The organism is Cedecea sp. Ae19-4 (assembly GCF_059801165.1).
The window spans coordinates 1,036,837-1,053,996 of the sequence record NZ_JBCHWG010000002.1 but is presented as its reverse complement, the minus strand read 5'-3'; the positions used below and the strand labels follow the sequence as shown (position 1 = coordinate 1,053,996).

Below are 17,160 nucleotides of genomic sequence, written 5' to 3'. Positions count from 1 at the left end.
TTAGTTTGGAAGATGAATTAGCTGAGGCAAAGCGGGCCTGCGCGGATGCCCTGTACCTGACGGATCCACGCCACGGTACTGAAAACGTCTCCTACAGGAGATGCCCTAAACGCAGTCTGGCGAACAATAACGGGAGGTTTACTTTCCTGCGTTAACAGCGCGCTAAGCGTGTCCAGCAGGGCAAGGTGCTGTGCCTGAAGCGGCACGCTTTCCTGTGCCACAGGCAAAGCCTGAGGTGCCATAGCAAAGGAAAGATGACGGATAACGGTGCGGATTGCATGCTGGTGCCAGTAGTCCACACTAAAGGAAGGACGGCGAGTGCTTTCTTGCAGTTGAACAAGGCTATCGAAACGCAGCTGCCGTGCCGAATCGTGACGGCTGGCGGAAGCTTCAGCGGGCACGCCGGTTTCTGTGTTACCGTTGAGCGCAGGCATGCCAAAACTCGCCGCGACCATCCCCAACAGGAGATGCGGCCAGAAATAACGTCTGCCAAATTGTCGCCAACGATTTAGAATACCAATCACTTTTTCCGCCGGAGCTTAATGTATGCGCGACAGTCGCCCGCAATCTTTAGAAAATCTGTTTGACGAAGCCGGTCAGGAAAGCATGCTACAGAACGTACAGCAACGTGCCGTCGCTCTGCTGCGTCTTAACCGGGCAGTGAAAAGCATTTTGCCTGCTCCACTGCATCCCTGGTGCCGGGTGGCCAACTTCCGTCAGGGCATTCTCGTCCTTGAAACCGCAAATGCCAGCTGGCTGATGCGCTTACGCTATGAACAAGCCACGCTGCTGAGTGCATTACGCGCCCAAATCTTACCATCATTGACATCAATCGACATCAGGATTAATCCTTCGCTGGCGGCAAAAGGGCAGGAATTTGTTCAAGAAAACACCACTCAGACAGAGACTGAGAAATACGAAGTGAATCGTCAACTGAGTAAGCAGAGTGCAGAAGCGTTGAGAGAGGTGGCTAAACGTAGCCCGGAGAAATTAAGAGCAACAATAGAACGACTGGCTTCACTGGCCGGAGAGGGTACCAGCAAAACCAGTCGTAATCGCTAATTTAAGCGTTACGCCAGCACCAGTTTAGGTGCTTTAAACGCCAGCGGAAGTTCGGCTTCGTCTTCGAAGGTCGCCCATTCCCAGGCTTCCTGTTTAGCCAAAACAGCCTGCAGCAGTTTGTTGTTCAGGGCATGACCAGACTTATAGGCGGTAAACGCGCCGATAATGTTGTGGCCACACATGAACAGATCGCCGATAGCATCCAGCATTTTGTGACGAACGAATTCATCTTCAAAACGCAGGCCGTCTTCGTTCAATACGCGATAATCGTCAACAACGATGGCACAATCGAAGCTGCCACCCAGGCACAGGCCGCGGGACTGCAGATATTCGATATCACGCATAAAACCGAAGGTACGCGCACGGCTAATCTGACGCATAAATGCTTCAGCAGAGAAGTTCATGGTGTAGCGCTGGGTGCTTGCATCAATCGCCGGATGGTTGAAGTCGATGGTAAAGTCCAACGAGAAACCATTAAACGGTGACATTTCAGCCCATTTATCGCCATCTTCCACGCGAACCGTCTCTTTCAGACGTATAAATTTCTTGGCCGAGTTCAGTTCGTCAATCCCTGCATCAAGCAGCAGATAGACAAACGGCGCCGCACTGCCGTCCATAATAGGAATTTCTGGCGCATCGACTTCAACAATGATGTTGTCGATACCCAGCCCTGCCAGGGCAGCGTTGAGGTGCTCTACGGTAGAAATCCGTACATCATGCTCGTTGACCAGACAAGTACAGAGCATGGTATCCCGCACGGATTTGGCATCAGCCGGAAAATCTACCGGAGGATTCAAGTCGGTGCGACGATAGATGACCCCGGTATTTGCCGGCGCAGGGCGCAGCGTCAGTGTGACTTTTTTGCCGGTATGTAAACCGACGCCAGTCGCCTGAACGATACGTTTAAGTGTCCTTTGTTTGATCATCGTATAATCCCGCCAAATTACTAAGCTAGCCGAGAGTGTATATCACTAACGGCAGGCCAGTTTAGCACAAAGAGCGAATATTCCCAACTTCCGGTTTATTCTTAATCAGCTTGCTTACGCAGGAAAGCTGGAATATCCAGATAATCAGGCTCTTTCGCCGTCTGCGGTGTGTTGTCGTTCACCACTTTAGCGGCCGGCTTTTGCTCTTGCGTCAGCGGAGCCATACCGTGCTGCTGGTAGCGATCCATCACTGGCTGCTGTACCTGCTTGTTAGTCACCAGGGTAATCTCAGGACGTTTGTCCATGCCGATCCCAGTAGCAACAACAGTTACGCGCAGTTCGTCGTTCATCTCTGGATCCAGAGAAGTACCGATAACCACAGTTGCGTTGTCAGATGCGAACGCACGAATGGTGTTACCCACGGTTTCGAACTCATCCAGACGCAGGTCGAAGCCAGCGGTGATGTTAACCAACACGCCACGAGCGCCAGACAGGTCGATATCTTCCAGCAGCGGGCTGGAGATAGCCATTTCTGCCGCTTCTTCAGCACGGTCTTCGCCGCTGGCAACGCCGGAGCCCATCATGGCGTAGCCCATTTCGGACATAACCGTACGCACGTCCGCGAAGTCAACGTTCATCAGGCCCGGACGAGTAATCAGCTCGGCAATACCCTGCACGGCGCCTTTCAGTACGTCGTTTGCCGCACCAAATGCGTCAAGCAGAGAAATGCCGCGTCCCAGCACTTTCAGCAGTTTGTCATTCGGGATGGTGATCAAGGAGTCAACGTGCTTAGACAGCTCGGCGATACCCTGCTCCGCGAAAGCCATACGCTTCTTGCCTTCAAAGTTGAAAGGCTTAGTCACGACGGCAACGGTCAGGATACCCAAATCTTTAGCTACTTCGGCAACAACAGGAGCAGCACCCGTACCGGTACCACCGCCCATACCAGCAGCGATGAACACCATGTCTGCCCCGTCCAGCGCAGCGCGTAAAGCTTCGCGGTCTTCTTCCGCAGCGTTACGACCCACTTCTGGATTTGCGCCTGCGCCCAGACCTTTAGTGATCCCATTACCGATCTGGATCGTCTGGCCGACAGCGGTTTTACGCAGTGCCTGAGCGTCAGTGTTCACCGCAAAGAATTCAACGCCTTCGATGCGTTCACGCACCATGTGTTCAACGGCGTTACCGCCGCCGCCACCGACGCCGATGACTTTAATCACCGCGTCGTTGGTCAGTTCCATAGGTTCAAACATAGTTTCTCTCCGTTTTGTGCCTGTCGCCTGAGACCGCTAATTGTCTCCGGTCTCTTATAAAAATTAAAATTCTTTTCTCAGCCAGCTGTTCAGTCGCTTAAACCATGAGCCAACAGAGGTCCTTTTTTCCACTTCTGCTTCACCACTGAGATGTGACTCTTTCCCGTAGTGCAGCAACCCTACTGCGGTCGAGTAATACGACTCCTGGGCATAATCAGTAAGGCCAGTAATATTCAACGGCTGACCGATACGCACCTGCGTATGGAACACACGCTGAGCACAGGCTGCCAGGCCTTCAATTTGTGCCGCGCCGCCGGTTAACACAATCCCCGCCGCCAGATGATGTTTCACACCCTGCTGGCGAAGCTGTTCCTGTAACTGCAAAATCTCTTCATTGACCAGGTTGAGCAGCTCGGTGTAACGAGGCTCAATCACTTCAGCCAGCGTCTGACGCTGAAGACTGCGTGGTGGGCGTCCACCCACGCTCGGAACCTCAACGTTCTCGTCTTTGCCGACGATAGATCCCAGGGCACAACCATGGCGAACTTTAATCGCCTCAGCATCGCTCGGTGGCGTTCCGAACGCATAGGCGATATCGCTGGTAACCACGTTCCCTGCATAAGGGATAACTTTGGTGTGACGCAGCGCACCGCCGGTATACACCGCCATATCCATGGTACCACCGCCGATGTCCACAACACAGACACCCAGCTCGCGTTCATCTTCGGTCAGTACCGCGTAGCTTGCGGCCAGACCGGCGAAAATTAATTGGTCAACTTTCAAACCACAACGTTCAACCGCTTTAACGATGTTTTTTGCCATATCGTTATGGCAGGTAATCAGATGCACTTTCGCCTGCATACGGACGCCGGACAGGCCTACCGGATTTTTGATCCCTTCCTGGTAATCAATAGCGTATTCCTGTGGAATCACATGCAGAACGCGGTGTTCATCGCGAACACGCACTGATTTTGCCGTATGCACCACATTTTCAACATCTTCTTGCGTCACTTCCTCTTCCGAAATCGGCACCATGCCTATCTCGTTTTGGCAGCTGATATGCTTGCCGGACAGCGCCAGGTAAACTGAAGATATCTGGCAGTCTGCCATCAATTCAGCCTGGTCAATCGCCCGTTGAACGCATTTAACCACCGACTCAAGGTCGTTTACTCCGCCTTTGTCCATACCACGCGAAGGGCAGCTGCCCACGCCAATAATATTGACCATACCGTCGGGCAGAACTTCCCCTACTAAAGCGGCAACCTTCGCGGTGCCAATCTCCAGTCCAACTACCAGTTTTCTGTCCGTCGCCTTGATCATCGTTGTTCTGCCTGTGCCTGATTCTGTTGCTGATTCGGATTAGGTACCGGAGGAGGAAGTGCCTCCCAACCTACCGCGGCGCCTGAATCGTATCGCAGGTCGACATAACTGATCCGTTTGTTATCAGCCTGCGCCTGCTGCTGCAGAACCGGGTACAGTTCTACAAAACGATCCAGACGTTTCATCGTGTCGCCCCGACCAAGGTTGAGCTTAATTCCGTTATTCAGCGTCAACTGCCAGGAGCGACGAGCGGTCATAGCCGCTTGTTTCAACGTAAATTTATCCTTTGCCAGCACCACGCCCATGTCACGGTAACCTTGCAGAACTTCGTTTTCGCTGCCTTCCGGGCCGGAAAGCATCGGCAAAGTCTGCTTGCTGGTACGTTCTGCTGGTACGCTGAAGGAATTTCCCTCTGCGTCAACCATATGCTGGTCATTCCAACGTGCTATCGGCACATATTCAACCAGATGAATCTTCAATTCGTCCGGCCACTGCTTTCTAACGCTTGCCTGCTTGATCCAGGGCAAGCGTTCTATCTGCTGTTGGATGATATTCACATCCTGGGTCATAAAAGTACCCGGAGGCCCCAGGGCCAGAATAGACTGGCGTATATCATCATTACGTGTGTAGTGCCGCTCCCCGGTTACCACCAGCCTGGAGAGTGGTAAACGCTGGGCATCTTCCATCCAGCCCACCACAATCCAACCGCCGATAAACACGCTCAACAATACCGCGCCCAGGAAAATCATCCCTGCCAGACGGGAGCCGTTGCTGCGCCGAGCGCTGGCATTTTCCTCGGCACGATTACGCGCATTCAGTGCAGCCTGCGACATATCAGTCCGCCAGTTCCAAAATACGTACAACCAATTGTGAGAAGCTCATTCCCGCCTGGCGAGCCGCCATCGGCACAAGGCTGTGGCTGGTCATCCCCGGAGAAGTGTTCACTTCTAACAGATAAAACTGACCATCGCTATCCAGCATCACATCGACCCGGCCCCAGCCGCTACAGCCGAGAATCTGCCAGGCCTGCAGAACTAATGTCTGCAATTCCTGCTCTCTTTGTTCAATTAATCCACCGGGGCAGAAATATTGAGTTTCATCAGAGAGATACTTCGCTTCATAATCATAGAAGGTTCCAGCGGGTTGGATGCGAATAGACGGTAAAATTTCCTCGCCTAAAATCGCAACCGTATACTCCGGGCCACTCAACCATTTTTCAATCAGCACTTCTTCGTCATGCTCGAAGGCCAGCTCAAGCGCGGCTGGCAGCACATCTACGCAGTCCACCTTAGACATACCCACGCTGGAACCTTCACGGCTCGGCTTGACGATAACCGGTAAACCTAATGCAGTAACACGCTCAACCAGCGCTGCGCTCAGGCCTGCTGCAAAATCCTGACGGTTGACGGCAACCCATGGCGCAACGGGTAAACCTGCCCCCTGCCACAGCAGTTTGCTGCGCAGCTTATCCATCGTTATCGCCGAAGCCATAACGCCGCTGCCGGTATAAGGCAGTTGAAGGAACTCCAACAGCCCTTGCAAAGTCCCGTCTTCACCCCCGCGACCGTGCAGCGCGATAAAAACCTTGTCAAACCCCTGAGCCTTCAGCTCAAGTACAGACTCGCTTTGTGGATCAAAAGCATGTGCATCAATACCCGCTTCTTTTAATCCCGCCAGCACTGCGCTGCCGGATTGCAGAGAGACCTCGCGCTCGGCAGAGGTTCCTCCCAGAAGAACGGCGATCTTATCAGCCATGACGCCCTTCCTCTTTAGTTTGAGGCTGCAATTTGATTTCAGCCAGGTTTCGGGCGATTTTGCCGATATTCCCGGCACCTTGAACGAGGATCAAATCATTTCCCGTCAACACAGGAGCTAAAATTTCCGCCACTTCCGCATGATCGGAAACTAAAATAGGGTCAACTTTGCCACGGCCGCGAATGGTGCGGCATAAAGAACGGCTATCCGCACCAGGAATGGGTGCTTCACCTGCAGGATAAACTTCCAGCATCACCAGGGAGTCTACCTGGGACAGCACCCCAGCAAAGTCATCATACAAATCACGCGTACGCGTATAGCGGTGTGGCTGGAAAATCATCACCAGATTTTTATCCGGCCAGCCTGCACGCGCCGCCTTAATGGTGGCATCCACTTCCGTCGGGTGGTGGCCATAGTCGTCCACCAGCATAGCGGTACCCGCTTTGCCGTTTACCGGTGCCAGCGGATATTCGCCCAGGAAATCGAAACGGCGCCCCGTCCCCTGGAAGCTTTCGAGCGCACGCAAAATAGCGTCGTCTTCGATGCCCTCTTCCGTCGCCACGGCAACCGCGGCAGCCGCATTCAGCGCGTTATGCCGGCCTGGCGCATTCAGCACCACATGCATCTCAGGCTTGTCCTGACGCACAATGGTGAAAAAGCCCTGAGCGCCCTTTTGCTGATAATTTTCAACGCGCACATCCGCGTCGTCGCTAAAGCCATATGTGGTGATTTGACGACCCACGCGCGGCAGAAGCTCACGAATCACCGGATCGTCTACGCACATCACCGCACGTCCATAAAACGGCAAGTTGTGCAGGAAATTAATAAACGTCTGCTTTAAATTTTCGAAGTCGCCCTGGTAAGTATCCATATGATCGGCTTCGATATTGGTCACAATAGAGACCATCGGCTGCAGGTGCAGGAACGAAGCATCGCTTTCGTCAGCCTCTGCAATCAGGTAGCGACTGTTGCCCAGGCGGGCATGGACACCTGCGGCTTTCACCAGACCACCATTTACAAACGTTGGATCCAGGCCCGCTTCGGCATAAATGCTCGATACCATCGCCGTTGTCGTGGTTTTGCCATGCGTCCCCGCAATCGCAATGCCGTGACGGAAACGCATCAGTTCAGCCAGCATTTCAGCACGACGGATGACCGGAATACGCGCTTCGTGGGCAGCAACAATTTCTGGGTTATCCGCAGAAATTGCCGTAGAAACAACAACCACGCTTGCCTCGCGCACATTTTCAGGGCGATGGTTGAAATAAATCGTGGCACCCAGTGCCGACAACTGCTGCGTGACCGGGTTCGGCGCCAAATCGGAACCGCTGATCTGGTAACCTTCGTTAGCCAATACTTCAGCAATACCGCCCATACCGGCGCCGCCGATGCCAACAAAGTGAATGTGCCGGACGCGACGCATCTCAGGCACAATTGAACGCAGTTTCGCCAGTTGTTGTGTATTCATTCTCTAAACCTGCAAGCGGCATGCCGCCATTACATCAAATTTACGGGCGACAATTTGCCACCCACAAGTATTACGCGCGCGCTGCGGCGCTGACTTCGTTTGCTACACGTTCAGTTGCATCAGGAATGGAGGCAGCGCGCGCTCGCTCGGCCATTGCCAGCAGCGTTGCTCTGTCCCATCCGGCCAGGGTACGGGTAACGGCATCCACGGTAAACTGCGGTTGCTCCAGTATTTTCGCGGCGCCCGCTTTTTCCAGCGGCAGCGCATTCCAGTACTGCTGCCGATCTTTGTGCTGGAAAGGAACGAACAAGGCTGGTAACCCTGCAGCCGCGATTTCACTCACGGTTAACGCCCCGGAGCGACAAACCACAACATCAGCCCATTCGTAGGCTGCTGCCATATCATCAATAAACTCGGTGACCTTGTGCTGAGGCTGCCCTGCTTCAGCGTAAGCCTGCTGCACAACCGCCTGACCACCCTTTCCGGTTTGGTGCCAGACAGTCACGGATTCACCTAAACGCCCCGCAACCTGCGGCATGGTTTGGTTCAACACTCGAGCGCCCTGAGAACCGCCGACAACCAGCACGCGAACCGGACCTTCTCTTCCGGCAAAACGCACTTGCGGCAGCGGTAAAGCAAGCACATCTGTCCGCACCGGATTGCCAACAACGTCCGCTTCAGGGAATGCGCCGGGAAAGGCCTGCATTACCTTGGTGGCGATCTTTGCCAACCATTTGTTCGTCAGACCGGCAATGCCGTTCTGTTCATGCAAGACAACCGGAATGCCAAGGGACCAGGCAGCCAGGCCACCGGGTCCGGAAACATACCCGCCCATGCCCAGCACAACATCCGGCTTCCAAGCTTTCATGATGGCGCGAGCCTGGCGCCACGCGTTAAAAATACGTACAGGAGCCATCACCAAGGCCTTTACGCCTTTGCCGCGCAGGCCAGAAATGCGAATAAAATCGATCTCAATCCCGTTTTTCGGCACCAGATCGGCTTCCATACGGTCCGCAGTACCAAGCCAGCGAATATCCCATCCTTCCGCCCGAAGGTGATGGGCAACGGCCAGGCCTGGGAAAACATGCCCACCTGTACCACCCGCCATCACCATCAATCGCTTCGCTTTGCCCGTCATTTGGCACTCCGTGTAAACGCCTGAGCCTTAGCCAGACGCGTTTCATAATCTATTCTCAACAACAGCATGATTGCCGTGGACATAATCAACAGGCTGGAACCGCCGTAACTAATAAGCGGCAGCGTCAGGCCTTTCGTGGGCAACATCCCCGCCGCAGCGCCAACGTTAACCAGCGCCTGGAAGCTAAACCAGATCCCGATAGAACACGCCAGGAAACCGGAGAAACGCTGATCCAATTCCAGCGCGCGCTTGCCGATGGACATCGCGCGAAAAGCGACGAAGAATACCATCAAAAGTGCAAGCACCACACCGATATATCCCAGCTCCTCGCCGATGATCGAGAAGATAAAGTCAGTGTGCGCTTCAGGCAGATATTCCAGCTTCTGAACCGAGTTCCCAAGCCCTTGTCCCCACAATTCACCGCGTCCAAAAGCCATCAGTGATTGCGTTAACTGGTAGCCGCTGCCGAATGGATCTTCCCACGGGTTCCAGAACGACGTTACGCGGCGAATACGGTAAGGTTCGGCGAGGATCAGCAGGATAACTGCCGAGATCCCCATCCCGATGATCGCGATAAACTGCCACAGCTTTGCTCCTGCGAGGAACAACATCGCCAGCGTAGTGACAAACAGCACAACTACGGTACCAAGGTCAGGCTGGGCTAGCAGCAGAACGGCCATCACCAGAATCACGCCCATTGGCTTCAGGAAGCCGCGCAGGTTATTTCGAACTTCATCCACCTTGCGCACAAGGTAGTTGGCGAGATAACAGAACAGTGACAGCTTGGAAAACTCTGCGGGCTGAATACGCAGCGGGCCGAAAGCAATCCAGCGCGATGCCCCATTAACCGAGCTACCGACGACCAGTACAATTAGCAGCATCACGATCGAAGCCAGCAGCATGGCCGTGCTGTGACGCTGCCAGAAATCCATCGGCAAGCGCAGCGTCACCATCGCCAGCACAAACGCGACGATGATGTAGAGCCCGTCGCGTTTGGCAAACAGGAATGGATCGTTTGCCAGGCGCTGGCCTACCGGCATCGACGCCGAGGTCACCATAATAAAACCGATCGCAGCAAGGCCTAAGGTCAGCCAAAGCAGCGTGCGGTCATACAGCACCATGCTGTTGGCGTCGGCCTCACGGGAGCCCATTACCCACCCTTTTAACGCCGAAGCGACCCAGGCCAGGATACCAAACCCTGGAATACGGGGGACGCGAAGGCGAGGGAGAGATAAACGCATCAGCCTAGCTCCTTCGCTAATTGAGTAAACATGTCGCCGCGTTGTTCAAAGTTTTTAAACTGATCGAGACTCGCGCAGGCTGGAGAAAGCAGCACCATATCGCCAGATTCCACACGTGCCGCGGCAAGCTTCATCGCCTGCTCCATGGTTTCTGTACGCTCGGCAATATCCGGGCGTAACTCAGCCAGTTCAGCACCGTCACGACCAAAGCAGTAAAGGCGTACGCGATCACCCTGCAGGTAGCGAGCTAAAGGTGAGAAGTCGGCAGACTTGCCGTCTCCGCCTAACAAAAGATGCAGAGTTCCTTCAACGTGCAGACCGTTTAACGCGGCTTCAGTACTGCCGACGTTGGTGGCTTTAGAGTCATTAATCCAGCGAACGCCATTCCGTTCCCAGGCCAGTTGGAAGCGATGAGCCAGGCCAGAATAGGTGGTCAACGCTTTCAGGCTGCTGGAACGAGGCAGATTCACCGCATCCGCCAGCGCCAGCGCTGCCAGCGCGTTAGTATAGTTATGCTGCCCAACCAGTTTCATTTCTTTGGTGTTGAGGATTTTCTCCCCTTTCACCCGCAGCCAGGTGTCACCCTGCTGACGATTAAGATGATAATCGCCGACGTCCACACCGAAGCTGATACAGCGCTCGTCCGCGCCGCGTACCGGCATCGTTAATGCGTCATCTGCGTTGACCACGCAAACTTTGGCATTTTCATAGATGCTCAGTTTTGCCGCACGATATTGCTGCATCCCGAACGGATAGCGATCCATATGATCTTCCGTCACGTTCAGAACGGTCGCCGCCGCAGCCTTCAGGCTATGGGTGGTTTCCAACTGGAAGCTTGATAGCTCAAGAACATAAAGCTCACAGCCTTTGTCCAGCAGCATCAACGCCGGCAGACCAATATTTCCGCCAACGCCCACGTTCACACCCGCGGCTTTCGCCATCTCTCCCACCAGGGTGGTGACGGTACTTTTCCCGTTGGAGCCGGTAATCGCGACAATCGGCGCCTGGGCCTCTCGGCAAAACAGCTCTATATCACCAATAACCTCGACCCCGGCATCCACCGCCGCACTCAAGGCTGGAGTTGCCAGCGCCACGCCAGGGCTGGCAATAATCAAATCCGCCGCCAGCAACCAGTCCTCATTCAGCGAACCGGTATGACGATCAACGTTCTCAGGCAGCTTATCAAGACCAGGAGGGGAGATACGGGAATCCATTACCCGTGGCGTAATGCCGCGCGCAATAAAGAAATCCACGCAGGACAGGCCCGTCAGGCCCAATCCAATGATGACAACATTTTTACCCTGGTAATCTGCCATATTTAGCGAACCTTCAGCGTAGCCAGGCCAATAAGCACCAGCATCAGCGAAATAATCCAGAAGCGCACAATCACGCGTGGCTCCGGCCAGCCCTTCAATTCATAGTGATGGTGAATGGGCGCCATACGGAAGATACGCTGCCCTCGGAGCTTGAACGAGCCCACCTGCAGGATCACCGATAGCGTTTCAACGACGAACACGCCACCCATAATCACCAGCAGGAACTCCTGACGCAGCAGTACCGCGATAGTCCCCAGCGCCCCGCCAAGAGCCAACGAGCCTACATCGCCCATGAAGACCTGAGCCGGGTATGTGTTGAACCACAGGAAGCCCAGGCCTGCGCCGACAATCGCCGTACAGACGATAACCAGTTCACCCGCATGGCGCAGGTAAGGAATGTGCAGGTAGCCCGCAAAATTCATGTTCCCCGTAGCCCATGCCACCAGCGCAAACCCTGCAGCGACAAACACGGTAGGCATAATCGCCAGGCCATCAAGACCATCCGTCAGGTTTACCGCATTACCGGTACCAACAATCACAAAATACGCCAGCAGCACATAGAACAAACCAAGCTGCGGCATCACGTCTTTGAAAAACGGCACAACAAGTTCAGTTGCTGGCGTCCCTTTCCCGGCTGCATACATTGTGAAAGCAACGACCAGTGCAATCACCGACATCCAGAAGTATTTCCAGCGAGCAATCAGACCTTTGGTATCCTTACGAACCACTTTGCGGTAGTCATCGACAAAGCCAACAATCCCGAAGCCGATCAGTACGAACAGCACGCACCAGACGTAAGGGTTCGAGGGATAAGCCCACATCAGCACGGACACCACAATGGCGGTCAGGATCATGATCCCGCCCATGGTTGGCGTTCCTTTCTTGCTAAAGTGCGACTCTGGACCATCGTTACGTACAACCTGCCCGAAGGAGAGTTGCTGTAAACGCGCGATCATCCGCGGTCCCATCCAAAGGGAGATAAACAGAGCGGTCAGCAGGCTGACGATGGCGCGAAACGTCAGATAGGAAAAGACGTTAAAGCCGGAATAATATTTGACCAAATGTTCGGCCAGCCAAACTAGCATGCTTGTTTCTCCTGTAATGCGCGAACCACCTCTTCCATGGCCGCACTACGTGAACCTTTCACCAAAATGGTTAAAATTGAATGTTCCGCGATAAGCGCTTTCAAACGCGCCACCACGGCCTGTTTATCGGCAAAATGTTCACCAACTTCTGATGCGTCACTCAGCGTTTTGCTTAACGCGCCAACGCTCAAAACACGGTCAATACCTGCGGCTTTTGCCGCTTCGCCAACCTGACGATGGCAAGCTTCGGCTTCCTCACCCAGCTCGCCCATATCGCCTACTACCATCACACGGTAACCCGGCATTTCTGACAGAACCTGTGCCGCCGCGGTCATTGAACCCACGTTAGCGTTGTAGCTGTCGTCCAGCAGCAGTTGATTCTCTGCAAGCTGGATAGGGAACAGGCGGCCCGGCACGGCTTTAAGCTCAGCAAGCCCTGCTTTTACTGCTTCGAGCGTCGCGCCAACGGCCATTGCCAGCGCGGTAGCCGCCAGCGAGTTAGCAATATTGTGACGACCCGGCAACGGCAGAATGACATCAACATCGCCCTGCGGCGTATGCAGAGTAAATTCGGTACCGTGGGAGGTGATATGGATATTCGTTGCGGTGAAATCGCTTCCGGCAGCGTTCGGTGAGAAGCGCCAGGTTTTACGATCGCCAATGATCGCCTGCCAGTTCAGCCAGTCGTTGTTATCTGCGTTAAGGATCGCCGTACCGTTTGCCGCAAGGCCGGTAAAGATCTCGCCTTTAGCTTTCGCTACGCCCGCCAGAGAACCAAACCCTTCAAGATGCGCAGCCGCCAGGTTGTTTACCAGAGCCGCTTCCGGGCGGGTTAACCCTACGGTCCAGGCGATTTCCCCCTGGTGGTTTGCACCCAGCTCAATAACGGCATAATCGTATTCCGGCGTCAGGCGCAGCAGCGTCATCGGCACGCCAATATCGTTATTCAGGTTGCCAGCTGTATAAAGCGTGTTGCCGCACTGGCGCAGAATAGATGCCGCCATTTCCTTCACGGAGGTTTTGCCGGAAGAGCCGGTTAGCGCCACAACGCGAGTAGGCACCTGCTGGCGAACCCACGCACCTAGTTCGCCAAATGCAAGGCGGGTATCGGCCACAACCAGTTGGGGAACATCAATATCCAGCTTACGGTTAACCAATAATGCTCCTGCCCCGCCTTTCACCGCATCGGCGGCAAAGTCATGGGCATCAAAACGCTCGCCTTTCAGCGCAACAAACAGACAGCCAGCTGTCAGCTTACGGGTATCCGTTGTGACATCAATAATGTCGGCGTCTGCGCCATGTAGCTGCCCATTAAGAATGGATGCCAGTTGCTTCAGGGAGACGCGAATCATGCCACAACCCCCAGCAGGCGCGCTGCGGTAACGCGGTCGGAGTAATCCAGACGACGGTTGCCAACAATCTGATAGTCCTCGTGGCCTTTGCCCGCCAGCAGAACCACATCATTTTCTTTGGCCTGCATAATCGCGTTAGTCACCGCTTCTGCGCGGCCCAGCACAACGTGCACACGGCCCGCATCCAGCATACCAGTCAGGATATCGTCGACGATGGCCTTCGGTTCTTCGGTGCGTGGGTTGTCATCGGTCACCACCACCACATCGGCATATTGTTCGGCAATACCGCCCATAATTGGCCGCTTACCTTTATCGCGATCGCCACCACAGCCGAATACACACCACAGTTTGCCGGAACAGTGCAGACGAGCTGCCTGTAGCGCTTTTTCCAACGCATCCGGCGTGTGGGCATAATCCACAACCACGGTAGGTTTGCCGGTGGTGCTGAACACTTCCATTCGCCCACAAACAGGTTGCAGACGCGGGCCTGTGGCAATTAATGCTTCGAGCGGATAACCCAGCGCCAGCAGCGTGGCTAAAGCCAACAGCAGGTTACTGACGTTAAACGCGCCCATCAGGCGGCTTTCAATTTCGCCATTACCCCACGATGAACTGAAGTGAATCGTCGCTCCACCATCGTGATAAACCACTTCATCCGCCTTCAGCCAGCGCCCATGCGCCCCCGGCTCAAGGTTATTTTCCATTGTGACCGCCACGGCATCCGGCAGGCGCGCCAACCAGCGGTGACCCACTTCGTCATCGGCGTTGATGATCGCCTGACCGCAGTCATGCTCGGAAAACAACAGCCACTTAGCGGCTTCGTACTTCGCCATATCACCGTGATAATCAAGGTGATCGCGGCTTAAATTGGTAAACACTGACGCAGCAAACTTCAGCGCCGCCACGCGATGCTGAACCAGACCATGGGATGAAACTTCCATGGCACCAAAGGTTGCACCTTGAGCCTTCAGGCTCGCCAGCACGTGCTGCACGTCTACCGCAGAACCCGTGGTATTTTCTGTTGGCACAACCTGCCCGAGCAGGCCATTGCCTACGGTCCCCATCACTGCGCCGGTTTCACCCAGCAGCTGCGCCCACTGCGCCAACAGTTGAGTCGTTGTCGTTTTGCCGTTGGTGCCGGTGACACCAACCAGACGTAAGGATTCAGAAGGTTGATGATAGAAACGGCCAGCCAATGCAGACAGGCGCTGATGCAGCTGGCTCAGGTAAATGACCGGTACGCCGTGCATCTCGCGAACTTCGCCATCCGCCGCTTCACCGTCCGCTTCTGCGATCACGGCAGCCACACCCTGTGCTATCGCCTGCGGGATATAACGACGCCCGTCCGCCTGATGACCGACCACGGCCACAAAAAGATCGCCCGCAGCCGCCACGCGGCTGTCGAGTGTCATCTCTCGTAGCGCTCTCGCAGGTAGCCCGGCTACCCACGGAGCAAGAAGGTCGCTCAAATTACGATCTGCCACCTGATGCCTCTTTCTGATTAATTACAAATTCGCTTTTCTCACCGGTTGCCAGCGCATCCGGCTCGATGTTCATGGTGCGCAGTACGCCGCCCATGATGGCACCGAACACAGGTGCAGATACGGCACCGCCGTAATACTTACCGCCCTGAGGGTCATTGATAACCACCACCAGCGCAAATCGCGGCTGGCTGGCTGGCGCAACGCCTGCGGTGTAAGCAATGTATTTGTTTATGTATTTACCGTCCGGCCCGACTTTTTTCGCAGTACCGGTTTTAATCGCAATACGGTAGCCCTTAATGGCCGCCTTCACGCCGCCGCCGCCGGGAAGCGCCACGCTTTCCATCATGTGCACCACGGTGCGGACGGTTGATTCAGCAAAGATACGCTCGCCGGGAACCGGCGGGTCAACTTTGGTTATCGACAGCGGGCGATAAATGCCGTAGCTGCCAATCGTTGCGTAGACTCGCGCTAACTGTAACGGGGTTACCATTAGCCCATAGCCGAAAGAGAAGGTGGCCCTCTCTATGTCAGACCACCGTTGTTTTTGAGGATATAAGCCACTGCGTTCCCCGACCAACCCCAAATTGGTCGCTTTTCCCAGTCCAAAACGTGAGTAAGTATCTACTAACGCTGAGGAGGGCATCGCTAACGCCAGCTTAGAAACACCGACGTTACTCGACTTCTGTAATACCCCGGTAAGGGTCAATTCGCTGTACCGCGCCACATCTTTGATCTCATGACCATTAATGCGGTACGGAATCGTATTCAGTACGCTATTTTCATTCACCACACCACGCTGCAACGCGGTCATTACCACCATCGGCTTAACGGTGGAACCCGGCTCGAAGACGTCGGTGATGGTGCGGTTACGCATTACGTCTTTTGCCGTGCCGGTTAGATTGTTCGGGTTGTAGGACGGGCTGTTCGCCATCGCCAGAACTTCACCAGTATTAACATCAACCAAAACGGCACTGCCCGATTCGGCTTTGTTGAAGGCAACGGCGTTATTCAGTTCACGATAAACCAGCGCCTGTAGGCGTTCATCAATGCTCAAAGCCAGGTTATGGGCGGCCTGGCTGTCGGTAGAGGAAATGTCTTCGATAACGCGCCCGTAGCGGTCTTTACGCACAATGCGCTCGCCAGGCTGACCGGTGAGCCATTTATCAAAGCTTTTTTCCACCCCCTCGATCCCTTCGCTGTCCACGTTGGTGAAGCCAATGAGGTGAGCAGTCACTTCGCCGGATGGGTAGTAGCGACGAGATTCCTGGCGAAGGTGAATTCCCGGAAGCTTAAGCTTTTTGATGTAGTCGCCAATATCCGGGTTAACCTGACGCGCAAGATAAATAAACCGCCCATTGGGGTTGCTGTTCACGCGAGATGAAAGCTGGTCGAGAGGCATTTTTAGTGCATCGGCTAGCGCTTTCCAGCGGTTGTCCAGCGTGACTCCGCCAGCGTCATGCAATTCTTTCGGGTCGGCCCAGACGGCATTTACCGGTACGCTAACCGCAAGAGGGCGTCCCGCGCGATCGCTTATCATCCCTCGGGAAGTAGACACTTCCTGCACGCGCAATGAACGCATGTCACCCTGACGTACCAGCATGTCCGGGTTGATTATCTGCAGCCAGGCAACACGGCCCAGAAGGAAAGCCAGCGCCAACAGAATGCAACCGCAGAGCAACGCAAAACGCCAACTCACAAAGTTGGCCTGTTCTTCCTGACGTTTTGGTTTAAGCGTTTTTGCCGCTGCTCTCATCTGCCGC

At 54.6% G+C, this 17,160-nt stretch carries 15 protein-coding genes; 1 reads left to right on the top strand and 14 read right to left on the bottom strand.

Annotated features, from left to right (window positions below; all coding sequences use genetic code 11):
• Nucleotides 1–17: 17 nt before the first annotated feature.
• Nucleotides 18–524 (bottom strand): secA translation cis-regulator SecM, encoded by a 507-nt coding sequence (gene secM, locus AAIE02_RS17760; protein ID WP_336818425.1) that lies wholly within the window; start codon nt 522–524, stop codon nt 18–20.
• A gap of 22 nt (nt 525–546) precedes the next feature.
• Between secM and AAIE02_RS17755 the strand changes: the two genes are divergently transcribed.
• Nucleotides 547–1,062 (top strand): DUF721 domain-containing protein, encoded by a 516-nt coding sequence (locus AAIE02_RS17755; protein WP_008461805.1) that lies wholly within the window; start codon nt 547–549, stop codon nt 1,060–1,062.
• A gap of 8 nt (nt 1,063–1,070) precedes the next feature.
• Here the strand turns inward: AAIE02_RS17755 and lpxC are convergent, their stop codons facing one another.
• The 13 genes from lpxC to AAIE02_RS17690 form a co-directional block, all read right to left on the bottom strand.
• A complete protein-coding gene (gene lpxC / locus AAIE02_RS17750) occupies nt 1,071–1,988 on the bottom strand; it encodes a UDP-3-O-acyl-N-acetylglucosamine deacetylase (protein WP_085541415.1) in 918 nt (305 codons plus the stop codon).
• Nucleotides 1,989–2,089: 101 nt separating this feature from the next.
• Nucleotides 2,090–3,241 carry a cell division protein FtsZ gene (gene ftsZ, locus AAIE02_RS17745; RefSeq protein ID WP_008461800.1) on the bottom strand — a complete coding sequence of 384 codons (1,152 nt, stop codon included), beginning with the start codon at nt 3,239–3,241 and terminating at the stop codon, nt 2,090–2,092.
• A 63-nt stretch (nt 3,242–3,304) separates the two neighbouring features.
• Nucleotides 3,305–4,561 carry a cell division protein FtsA gene (gene ftsA / locus AAIE02_RS17740; RefSeq protein WP_008461798.1) on the bottom strand — a complete coding sequence of 419 codons (1,257 nt, stop codon included), beginning with the start codon at nt 4,559–4,561 and terminating at the stop codon, nt 3,305–3,307.
• Nucleotides 4,558–5,394 carry a cell division protein FtsQ gene (ftsQ, locus tag AAIE02_RS17735; protein ID WP_008461795.1) on the bottom strand — a complete coding sequence of 279 codons (837 nt, stop codon included), beginning with the start codon at nt 5,392–5,394 and terminating at the stop codon, nt 4,558–4,560. The genes ftsA and ftsQ overlap by 4 nt, the downstream gene beginning before the upstream one ends.
• A 1-nt stretch (nt 5,395) precedes the next feature.
• The gene (locus AAIE02_RS17730) at nt 5,396–6,316 is read right to left on the bottom strand and encodes a D-alanine--D-alanine ligase (RefSeq protein WP_498532968.1); all 921 of its coding nucleotides are present in this window, start codon (nt 6,314–6,316) and stop codon (nt 5,396–5,398) included.
• Nucleotides 6,309–7,784: a UDP-N-acetylmuramate--L-alanine ligase gene (murC, locus tag AAIE02_RS17725; protein WP_008461793.1), complete on the bottom strand. Its 1,476-nt coding sequence runs from the start codon at nt 7,782–7,784 to the stop codon at nt 6,309–6,311. Before murC ends, AAIE02_RS17730 begins: the two co-directional genes overlap by 8 nt.
• Nucleotides 7,785–7,854: 70 nt before the next feature.
• On the bottom strand, nt 7,855–8,922 hold the full coding sequence (gene murG / locus AAIE02_RS17720; RefSeq protein ID WP_498532967.1) for an undecaprenyldiphospho-muramoylpentapeptide beta-N-acetylglucosaminyltransferase: 1,068 nt from the start codon (nt 8,920–8,922) through the stop codon (nt 7,855–7,857).
• Nucleotides 8,919–10,163, bottom strand: a complete 1,245-nt coding sequence (gene ftsW, locus AAIE02_RS17715) for a cell division protein FtsW (RefSeq protein WP_039290282.1) — start codon at nt 10,161–10,163, stop codon at nt 8,919–8,921. The genes murG and ftsW overlap by 4 nt, the downstream gene beginning before the upstream one ends.
• Entirely contained in the window at nt 10,163–11,479 is a 1,317-nt protein-coding gene (murD, locus tag AAIE02_RS17710; protein WP_498532966.1) for a UDP-N-acetylmuramoyl-L-alanine--D-glutamate ligase, read from the bottom strand. The genes ftsW and murD overlap by 1 nt, the downstream gene beginning before the upstream one ends.
• 2 nt (nt 11,480–11,481) lie before the next feature.
• Nucleotides 11,482–12,564, bottom strand: coding sequence for a phospho-N-acetylmuramoyl-pentapeptide-transferase (mraY, locus tag AAIE02_RS17705; RefSeq protein WP_039290277.1), 1,083 nt, complete (start codon nt 12,562–12,564; stop codon nt 11,482–11,484).
• Complete coding sequence (murF, locus tag AAIE02_RS17700; RefSeq protein WP_498532965.1) at nt 12,558–13,916, bottom strand: UDP-N-acetylmuramoyl-tripeptide--D-alanyl-D-alanine ligase; 1,359 nt, start codon at nt 13,914–13,916, stop codon at nt 12,558–12,560. The genes mraY and murF overlap by 7 nt, the downstream gene beginning before the upstream one ends.
• The gene (gene murE / locus AAIE02_RS17695) at nt 13,913–15,400 is read right to left on the bottom strand and encodes a UDP-N-acetylmuramoyl-L-alanyl-D-glutamate--2,6-diaminopimelate ligase (RefSeq protein ID WP_498532964.1); all 1,488 of its coding nucleotides are present in this window, start codon (nt 15,398–15,400) and stop codon (nt 13,913–13,915) included. Before murE ends, murF begins: the two co-directional genes overlap by 4 nt.
• Nucleotides 15,387–17,153, bottom strand: coding sequence for a peptidoglycan glycosyltransferase FtsI (locus tag AAIE02_RS17690; protein WP_008461778.1), 1,767 nt, complete (start codon nt 17,151–17,153; stop codon nt 15,387–15,389). The genes murE and AAIE02_RS17690 overlap by 14 nt, the downstream gene beginning before the upstream one ends.
• Nucleotides 17,154–17,160 lie beyond the last annotated feature (7 nt).

Coding starts and splice junctions, on each gene's coding strand:
- AAIE02_RS17755 (WP_008461805.1), top strand. CDS start 547: ATGCGCGACAGTCGCCCGCAATCTTTAGAAAATCTGTTTGACGAAGCC.
- lpxC (WP_085541415.1), bottom strand. CDS start 1,988: ATGATCAAACAAAGGACACTTAAACGTATCGTTCAGGCGACTGGCGTC.
- ftsZ (WP_008461800.1), bottom strand. CDS start 3,241: ATGTTTGAACCTATGGAACTGACCAACGACGCGGTGATTAAAGTCATC.
- ftsA (WP_008461798.1), bottom strand. CDS start 4,561: ATGATCAAGGCGACGGACAGAAAACTGGTAGTTGGACTGGAGATTGGC.
- ftsQ (WP_008461795.1), bottom strand. CDS start 5,394: ATGTCGCAGGCTGCACTGAATGCGCGTAATCGTGCCGAGGAAAATGCC.
- AAIE02_RS17730 (WP_498532968.1), bottom strand. CDS start 6,316: ATGGCTGATAAGATCGCCGTTCTTCTGGGAGGAACCTCTGCCGAGCGC.
- murC (WP_008461793.1), bottom strand. CDS start 7,784: ATGAATACACAACAACTGGCGAAACTGCGTTCAATTGTGCCTGAGATG.
- murG (WP_498532967.1), bottom strand. CDS start 8,922: ATGACGGGCAAAGCGAAGCGATTGATGGTGATGGCGGGTGGTACAGGT.
- ftsW (WP_039290282.1), bottom strand. CDS start 10,163: ATGCGTTTATCTCTCCCTCGCCTTCGCGTCCCCCGTATTCCAGGGTTT.
- murD (WP_498532966.1), bottom strand. CDS start 11,479: ATGGCAGATTACCAGGGTAAAAATGTTGTCATCATTGGATTGGGCCTG.
- mraY (WP_039290277.1), bottom strand. CDS start 12,564: ATGCTAGTTTGGCTGGCCGAACATTTGGTCAAATATTATTCCGGCTTT.
- murF (WP_498532965.1), bottom strand. CDS start 13,916: ATGATTCGCGTCTCCCTGAAGCAACTGGCATCCATTCTTAATGGGCAG.
- AAIE02_RS17690 (WP_008461778.1), bottom strand. CDS start 17,153: ATGAGAGCAGCGGCAAAAACGCTTAAACCAAAACGTCAGGAAGAACAG.